Annotated in this window: 1 protein-coding gene; it reads right to left on the bottom strand. The window is 41.6% G+C overall.

The window, feature by feature from the left end:
* Positions 1-250, bottom strand: a 250-nt coding sequence (locus BAQ44_RS00600; RefSeq protein ID WP_131801841.1) for an AMP-binding enzyme, incomplete at both ends; no start/stop codon positions are given.

The raw sequence follows: 250 nt of genomic DNA, 5'->3' as shown, positions 1-250 counted from the left end.
GTTACCGGAACCCGCTCAATTTGCATCATATGAGAAGGGATCATGTAGGTAGGTAGTTTTTGCGCTAACTCCTCACGAATCCACTCGATATCTATCACTTCTTCCGCTACCAAGTAAGCACAGATGCTTTTTTCACCATCTTTTTCATTTACTATTACAGCGGCGTCTTTTAAGCCCTCTATCTGTTTAATGGCACTTTCAATTTCTCCTAGCTCAATACGGAATCCTCGTAGCTTAATCTGTTCATCCA

Origin of the sequence: Bacillus mobilis (genome assembly GCF_001884045.1) — a bacterium.
Lineage (GTDB): Bacteria > Bacillota > Bacilli > Bacillales > Bacillaceae_G > Bacillus_A > Bacillus_A mobilis.
The sequence above is the reverse complement of the archived record's forward strand: the minus strand, read 5'-3'. Positions and strand labels throughout refer to the sequence as shown.